This is a genomic window from Microtetraspora niveoalba (assembly GCF_001570405.1).
Lineage (GTDB): Bacteria > Actinomycetota > Actinomycetes > Streptosporangiales > Streptosporangiaceae > Microtetraspora > Microtetraspora niveoalba.
This window is the reverse complement of record NZ_BBYM01000046.1, coordinates 48,207-54,631: the sequence shown is the minus strand read 5'-3', so window position 1 is coordinate 54,631 and position 6,425 is coordinate 48,207. Positions and strand designations below refer to the sequence as shown.

The following is a 6,425-nucleotide window of genomic DNA, read 5'->3' as shown; positions in this document are numbered from 1 at the left end:
GTGATGCCGTGGCTGATCAACATCGGGATGCATGATGACCGCTGATCTTGCTAACGCCGGTGCTGACAACGGTCCTGGGCGACTCTGGGCCGTGTGCAGCCATGCGCCACCCTGAGCAGCCCTCGGCCGCTGTTCCCGGGATATATCCGGGATGGATCATGGCGCGTTTCCGCAGGTCGGCTAGCCCTTCGAGGCCAGCTTCCACTCCTGGACGAGGAGCCCGAGCAGCACCTGGTCCAGGAACTCGCCCATCACCCAGGCCGAGGAGCGCATCACGCCCTCGCGGACGAAGCCGTTGCGCTCGGCGGAGCGCAACATCGCGGCGTTGTTCGACAGCGTCTCGATCTGCAGTCGCTGCAGGCCGCGCACGACGAAGCCGTAGTGGCACAGCGCCGCTACCACGTCGGTGCCGTAGCCCTTGCCGCGGGCCGACGGCAGCAGCCCCAGCCCGATGTGCGCGGACCGGTGGTGGGTGTCGATGCCCCACAGCGTCGCGGTGCCGACCAGCGTGCCGCCGTCCAGCTCCACCACGGAGAACGGGACGTGCCCTTGCTCATTGTCGTCCACCACGAGCCGCGAATCCTTCGAGCCGGGCGTGATCGGCCGCCACGGCCGCCCTTGGGACCGCGAGGCGTTGACCACGTCGTCGTAGAGCTCGGTCCGCAGGATCGGGATGTCGTCCTCGTGCCGGGCCCTGAGCCCGACTTTGCTGCCCTTTAGCACTCAAGCTTCCTATCCGGCCAGGCTGGTCGGCGGCAAACAAATTAGCGGGAGCTTCGCCCTGGATTCGGCCGAACAGCGGAGGTGCATGGGCCTGTTGATGCGGAGCGGCCATGCGCGGGAGGACGGAGTTGGGAGGGTTGGGAGCTACCGGCCAGGTTCGATGGTGCTGTGCGGTCAGCTCGGGTTTTCCGTGTCAGGCGTTGTTCGCGATGCTCTCCTGTTTCCTGCGACTCCTTCGGGCAGGACTGTCGGTAGCCGCTGTTAGGTTGCTGCACGAGTTGAAACGGCCAGGTGATGGGGAGAGCGTCGATGTCAGGTGTGGCGTTGCGGGGTGTTGAGGACGGCGACCTGGATGCGCTGTTCCACCAGATGCGCGATCCCCAGTCGGTTCAGATGGCCGCCTTCACTTCCAAGGACCCCGACGATCGCCAAGCGTTCGATGCGCATATGTCGAAGCTGAGGACGTCCCCCGATGTCATCCTGCGTGCGGTGACTCGGGATGGTCACCTGGTCGGCAGCATCGGCTGCTTCGTCATCGAAGGGGACACCGAGGTCACCTATTGGATCGACCGCGCGGCATGGGGGCAAGGAGTCGCCAGCCAAGCTCTCGCCCAGTTCCTTGAGCTCGTCCCCGTCCGCCCGCTGTATGCCCGTGCCGCCAGTGACAACCTCGGTTCACTCAGGGTCCTGCAGAAGGCCGGTTTCACGATCACCGGCACCGAGACCTCGTACGCGCCCGCGCGAAACGCTGAAATCGAGGAAAGCACCCTGCGCCTGGGCTAGGCGAAACGAAGAGGGCCCCGGGATGACCGGGACTCTCTGACGCTAGTTGCCCGTTACCGAACGTTGGACGGATAACCGCCAGCTCACCCGTCAGAAACTGGATCAGTTACCCCGCCGAGATCGCGTGACAGGCAGCGAATCCGCGCGCCCATCTCTTCTGGAACCTAGCCTGGGAATATGCTTGGCGAAATTCTCGGCTGGTTCCTGGGCTCGGCCCCACGTCGCTGGGGAATGCCTCGCGCGAAGTTGAATACCGATGGTTCGGTGACCGTTCCCGGACTGATCCACGGTTTCACCTCGATCGACAGTCACCAGGGCTGGATAGGCGGCTACCTGACGATCTCGGATCAGCAGGTGGTCCACACCATCGACAGGGACGGCAAGGTCCTGCCAAGGACAATTCCACGAGCAGGAGCCGCCGTCGAGATTCAGATGGAACAGGGTGCGGAATACGTGACCATCGGTCTCACCACCCCCGACGGGCGGCAATTCAAGGTCAGCTTCGATGGCATCTACGACCAGGCCCTCGCCCGGTTCTCCTGAGGCTCCGTCCCACCGGCGCAGTGGCAGCCTGTCCGGCCACCGATCGCTATACACGAAAGGCTGCGGAGCCATCGACGGGGTCTCCACCGACCAAGCAGTATCCGGCTGAGGTTAGGTGACGGGCCACTAGCTTGCGCCCTCATGTCTCCAAAGCGTCGTCTATCCGCCGGTTGGCGATCTCTACACCGCCGTCGATGCACTTCGCATAGACCCTGAGCAACACGTCCACGCCGTGCCCGGCGCGTTCGGCCATCTCTGGAGCGGCTACCCCGGCGCCGAGCCAGAGCGAGACGGCAGCGTGCCGGAGATCGTACGGCCGGGCCGCCAGTGGGGACACGACCTCTTCCGGCGTGAGCGCCATGACTCGAGCTTTCTGCCACGCTTCGCAGTAGGTCCCGATGGAGATCACACCGCCCCGCGATGTACGGAACAGACGCCCGTCTTCGTGAATGCCGAACTTCTTCCATGTGCTCGCGGAGGATCGTCACCAGCTCCGGCGGGATCGGGACGGGACGGCCCTCGTCTTCGGCACGGTGCCCGGCAGGAGTTCTCCATCGTGCTCACGGCCCGAGCGGTCGACGGCGAGCCGACTCAGAGCGACGAGTCCCGCGAAGTCCGCTGGGTGCCCCGTGACGAGGTCGAAGCACTTTCAATGGACCGGTCAATGCGAATGCGGATCAGCCACTACCTCACCGGAAAGGCCCTGCCGTACATCGGGTGACAGCGAACGGTCATGAGGTGATGGCCTCCGCGAATGAGCACCGCCGGTCCATCTCTTCCTTCAGTTCCATCGGGTCCCGGCCGCGCATGGCCGATCTCGCCCACAGACCATGTGGAGCAAGGAAGCGAGCGGCGTGATCGGTTCTCAGCCGTTCGTCGAGGTGGAGCAGCGCGCCCATCGCCCAATCCTGGTTGTAGTGGCACGTCGGATCGGGGAGGTAGCGGTCCAGGTAAGCGACGAGTGATGCGGCGGCGGGCTCATCGGCGAACCGGGCGAAGGCGAAGCAGTACCCCTGGCCTGAATAGACGAGTTCGCTGTCCAGGAGCATCCCGTGGAGGCGGCTGCGGAACTGAGTGCGACGATCGATGCCGATCAGCCAGGCCGCTGTGAGCCGGGAGCGCCATTCACCGTCCAGGAGCAACGAGAGTTCTTGGTCACTGATCTGATGTGCCGAGGCTGACAACTCGCGCCCGAACCGTGAGCGCTTCCTTTCCGGCATCGCCAGAAAGTTGCCGTGAAGCAGCTTCAAATACCGTTCCCGCGGCATGAGGTATTGATCGACGACTGCCATCATTTCGGGGTCATCCGGCGTGGGGAGTCGCATGTCCTCATCATGCCGATGTCGATCAGCCAGGGGTATCTCCGTGATTCCTTCCATCAAGAGGTTCGTGTCCGAAGGGGCATGACCGGATCACCCGTCAGCCAGACCGGCCGGGTGTGGCCGGGACGCTGTGTGAGCCGGTCTGACCGCGCCTCAGCAGCACTTGCAGATCGGCGACGGGCTGGACTCCGGAGACCGGCGGGCGGCCGTCGATCACGAGGCTGGGAACGCCGGTGACGCCATGCTCGGCCGCGCGGCGCCGGTCGGCGCGCACCTTGTCGGCGTAGTCGTCGCCGTCCAGGACGGCGTGCACCTCCCCGGCGTCCAGCCCGGCCTCGCGTCCCAGCCGTTGCAGGACCCGCGCATCGGCTACGTTGAGCCCCTCGGTGTGGTAGGCGTGCAGCAGCAGCTCCATCATCTGGTCGGCTCGGCCGCGGTCGGCGGCGAGCTTGACCAGCCGGTGGGCGTCGAAGGTGTTCACCGGGCGCGCCAGATGCAGGTTCAGCTCCAGGCCTTCCGCCGCGCCCAGCGACCGGATCCGGGCGATTCGGGTGGGCGCCTGCTCGCCCCACCAGCCGGCCATGGCCTCTGCGGCGGTCGGACCGGGGATCCGGCCTTCCTCCGGCGCAAGTTCGTAGCCGCGCCAGACGACCTCGACGCGGTCAGGGGCGGTGTGCTCGGCCAGTGCGGCCATAAGGCGTCTTTTGCCGATGTAGCACCAGGGGCACAGCACATCGGCGTATATCTCGAGCTTCATGAGCGTCCTCACAGTGATGGAGCAAGGTTTGCCTTGGTGCCGGCGACCACCGGGGTTCGGGCGATCAGGCATCCAGGCGCTGGGGCCCGGGACCGATTTCGCGGACGATGGTGTAGGTGGGTACTCCGGTCATTCGTGGTTCGGCCTTGCCTGACAGGCCCTCCAACGCCTTGCCGATGGCGGCCATCCGGCCATCGGTGTCGGAGGTCTCCACGAAGTGGCGATAGTCCGCCTCGCTCGCCCAGTGCACGATGTTGTACACGCGGGTGCCGTCGGTGCTCACGTGGAAGCGGGCCGAGCGGTAACCGGGATAGAAACGTACCCACCGCTCCTGGATCTCCGCGAAGGCCTCCACAAGCTCACGCTGCGTGTCAAAGCCATCGACGGTGTAGTCAATGATCGAATAGAAACCGGAATCCGTGCTCACGGACATACTCCTCAAGGTCGGATGCGGGGCAGGCCCCGCCCGTCATCGTGCAGTCTCAACCACTGCAAGCTCGGGACCGGTCCGCAGCGTCGCGTCATGGCTGCCAACCTTGCCGGTCGCTCCAGTCATCAGGAACGTCATGGACACACGTTAGATCCGGGACATCACCCCACACCTCGCCCCATGGATCGAGCGTTCATCCGTCGTTGGACCTAGGCCTGCCAGCTCATCACCCGATCATTGATCGCCTACGACCCCGGGCCCTTCCCATGGGTATCCCCAGCCGAGGCAAGCGCACTTTCAGTCGCCCGGACGGCGGCCAGGATGCACGGCGTTGATGCGGTGATCGATCGCTGACCAGATGCTCGGGGCCATAGCGCGAATGGATCTCGGCCAGGCGCTCGGTGACGTCGAGGTGTCGCCCGTCGGGGCCGGTGGTCATGTCGCAGTAGGTGAGCGCATCCATCAGGTCAGGTCCGCTCCGGCATGAACTCCTTGTTTAAGACGTCGAACAGGCCGCGCTCGGTCGCCTCGTTGACCGCGCAGGAGTGATGCGCGACCAGGCGGTAAAGCGTCTCGTCGGCCTGGGCGACGTCTCGCAGTTAGCGCGCCCCGTCGAGAGAGTGAAATCCAGTGTCGACGAGTTTGGGCGAGTATCCGACGTCGTGCAGCTACGCGGCGGGGGCAGGGTGTAGGCGTCGTCGCCGAGGATCGCGGCCAGCGAGGCCGCCCGCGCGGCGACGCCTTGTGTATGCGCCCACCGGCGAGGAAGCGGCTTCTCGTGGAGCTGTCTGGCCAGGTCGCGCGCCCACTCAGCTTGTGTCACGCCCTCGACAAATAGGCACCAAACCCCCGAACACGCCCAGAGCGTTCGGTGAGACGTCCTAGGACGTCTCATCCTGAACGTCACTGCGGAGGAGCGCACGAACCGGCCCTTGCCGTGCCGGGACACGATCAGCCACTCGCTCTCCAACTCCGCGAACGCCTGCCGTACCGTGCTGCGTGCCGCGGAGAACAGCCAGCGAAGCAGTCGGCAGATGCAAGACGGCGGATGAGGCGTTCGACAAGATCAAGTTCTGATCAGAAAGCTGCGTTTACGGTCCAGTCTCGACTGAGTGCTTTACACTCCTTCCGCATGCGATTAAGGATGATCTTTACCCTTTTCGCCCTATATGCCGTCACGGCGGCGCCCGAGTTCCTGCCGGGAGAGTGGCGGGTGATCGTGCAGCCCGAGACGAGTGACGCGGTCGAGGTCTTCCTGCGGCCGATCTCTCCCGTGATGCTCAGGTCATACGAGGGCGTCGGGCCCTATCAGCGCGCTCTGGAGGCCGCCGAGCGGCGGGCCGCGGCCCACCCGCGCGATCTCGCCCCGCCGTACATCCTGCACGAGCCGTACCGGCTGGTCGCCCCTTATGTCACCGCGCGGGGTCGCGAGCTGGCCGCCCCGCCGATCTCAGGAGCGAACTGGTCGGACGGGAAGTACGTGCCGTACAGGGTGGTGCCGCAGGGGCGGCAGGTGAAGAACAGCCAGGCCGAGCTGACGGCGTTGGCGGAGGTGGAGGGCGGTCCGATCGAGGAGCCCGAGGTCCTGAGCATGGGGATCGAAGCGGAGCTCAATCGTGTGATCTTGGAAGCGAACACGTCCGACCAGGACCTGCGCCACCGGTTGGCCAAGCGATATGGCGGGCTTGTCGCCATAAAGTGGGAGCCGTTTCAGGGGCCAGCGGTTCTCGACTAGTCCAAAGAGCTTTGAAGGTCACCGGGTGGCGGCGTCTGACCAGTGGTTTCGTCGCGGTCAGACGCCGTTGATCGTGTTCAGCCATGTGCGGCCACACGCCACCCCGAGCCACCGTCGGCCGCTGTTCGCGGA

General features: G+C 65.3%; 8 protein-coding genes and 1 pseudogene. 4 read left to right on the top strand and 5 right to left on the bottom strand.

Going from position 1 to position 6,425, the window contains the following annotated elements; translation table 11 throughout:
* Positions 1–180 precede the first annotated feature (180 nt).
* Positions 181–723 carry a GNAT family N-acetyltransferase gene (locus AWQ70_RS33680; protein WP_067185572.1) on the bottom strand — a complete coding sequence of 181 codons (543 nt, stop codon included), beginning with the start codon at positions 721–723 and terminating at the stop codon, positions 181–183.
* A gap of 309 nt (positions 724–1,032) precedes the next feature.
* On the opposite strand from AWQ70_RS33680, the gene AWQ70_RS33675 reads away from it, so the two are divergent.
* On the top strand, positions 1,033–1,506 hold the full coding sequence (locus AWQ70_RS33675; RefSeq protein WP_067185600.1) for a GNAT family N-acetyltransferase: 474 nt from the start codon (positions 1,033–1,035) through the stop codon (positions 1,504–1,506).
* Positions 1,507–1,683: 177 nt separating this feature from the next.
* Positions 1,684–2,049, top strand: coding sequence for a hypothetical protein (locus AWQ70_RS33670; RefSeq protein WP_157530786.1), 366 nt, complete (start codon positions 1,684–1,686; stop codon positions 2,047–2,049).
* A gap of 139 nt (positions 2,050–2,188) precedes the next feature.
* Here the strand turns inward: AWQ70_RS33670 and AWQ70_RS42305 are convergent, their stop codons facing one another.
* Positions 2,189–2,410 (bottom strand): site-specific integrase, encoded by a 222-nt coding sequence (locus tag AWQ70_RS42305; protein WP_306303429.1) that lies wholly within the window; start codon positions 2,408–2,410, stop codon positions 2,189–2,191.
* 174 nt (positions 2,411–2,584) lie between these two features.
* On the opposite strand from AWQ70_RS42305, the pseudogene AWQ70_RS33660 reads away from it, so the two are divergent.
* Positions 2,585–2,770 (top strand): annotated as a pseudogene (locus AWQ70_RS33660) (NUDIX hydrolase); the annotation flags it as partial.
* 10 nt (positions 2,771–2,780) lie between these two features.
* Here the strand turns inward: AWQ70_RS33660 and AWQ70_RS33655 are convergent.
* The 3 genes from AWQ70_RS33655 to AWQ70_RS33645 form a co-directional block, all read right to left on the bottom strand.
* Positions 2,781–3,374, bottom strand: a complete 594-nt coding sequence (locus tag AWQ70_RS33655; protein ID WP_067185565.1) for a DUF6000 family protein — start codon at positions 3,372–3,374, stop codon at positions 2,781–2,783.
* A gap of 94 nt (positions 3,375–3,468) precedes the next feature.
* Positions 3,469–4,128: a DsbA family oxidoreductase gene (locus AWQ70_RS33650; RefSeq protein ID WP_067185563.1), complete on the bottom strand. Its 660-nt coding sequence runs from the start codon at positions 4,126–4,128 to the stop codon at positions 3,469–3,471.
* A gap of 64 nt (positions 4,129–4,192) precedes the next feature.
* Positions 4,193–4,561, bottom strand: a complete 369-nt coding sequence (locus tag AWQ70_RS33645) for an antibiotic biosynthesis monooxygenase (RefSeq protein ID WP_245647273.1) — start codon at positions 4,559–4,561, stop codon at positions 4,193–4,195.
* 1,141 nt (positions 4,562–5,702) lie between these two features.
* On the opposite strand from AWQ70_RS33645, the gene AWQ70_RS33640 reads away from it, so the two are divergent.
* Positions 5,703–6,293 carry a hypothetical protein gene (locus AWQ70_RS33640; protein WP_067185561.1) on the top strand — a complete coding sequence of 197 codons (591 nt, stop codon included), beginning with the start codon at positions 5,703–5,705 and terminating at the stop codon, positions 6,291–6,293.
* Positions 6,294–6,425 lie beyond the last annotated feature (132 nt).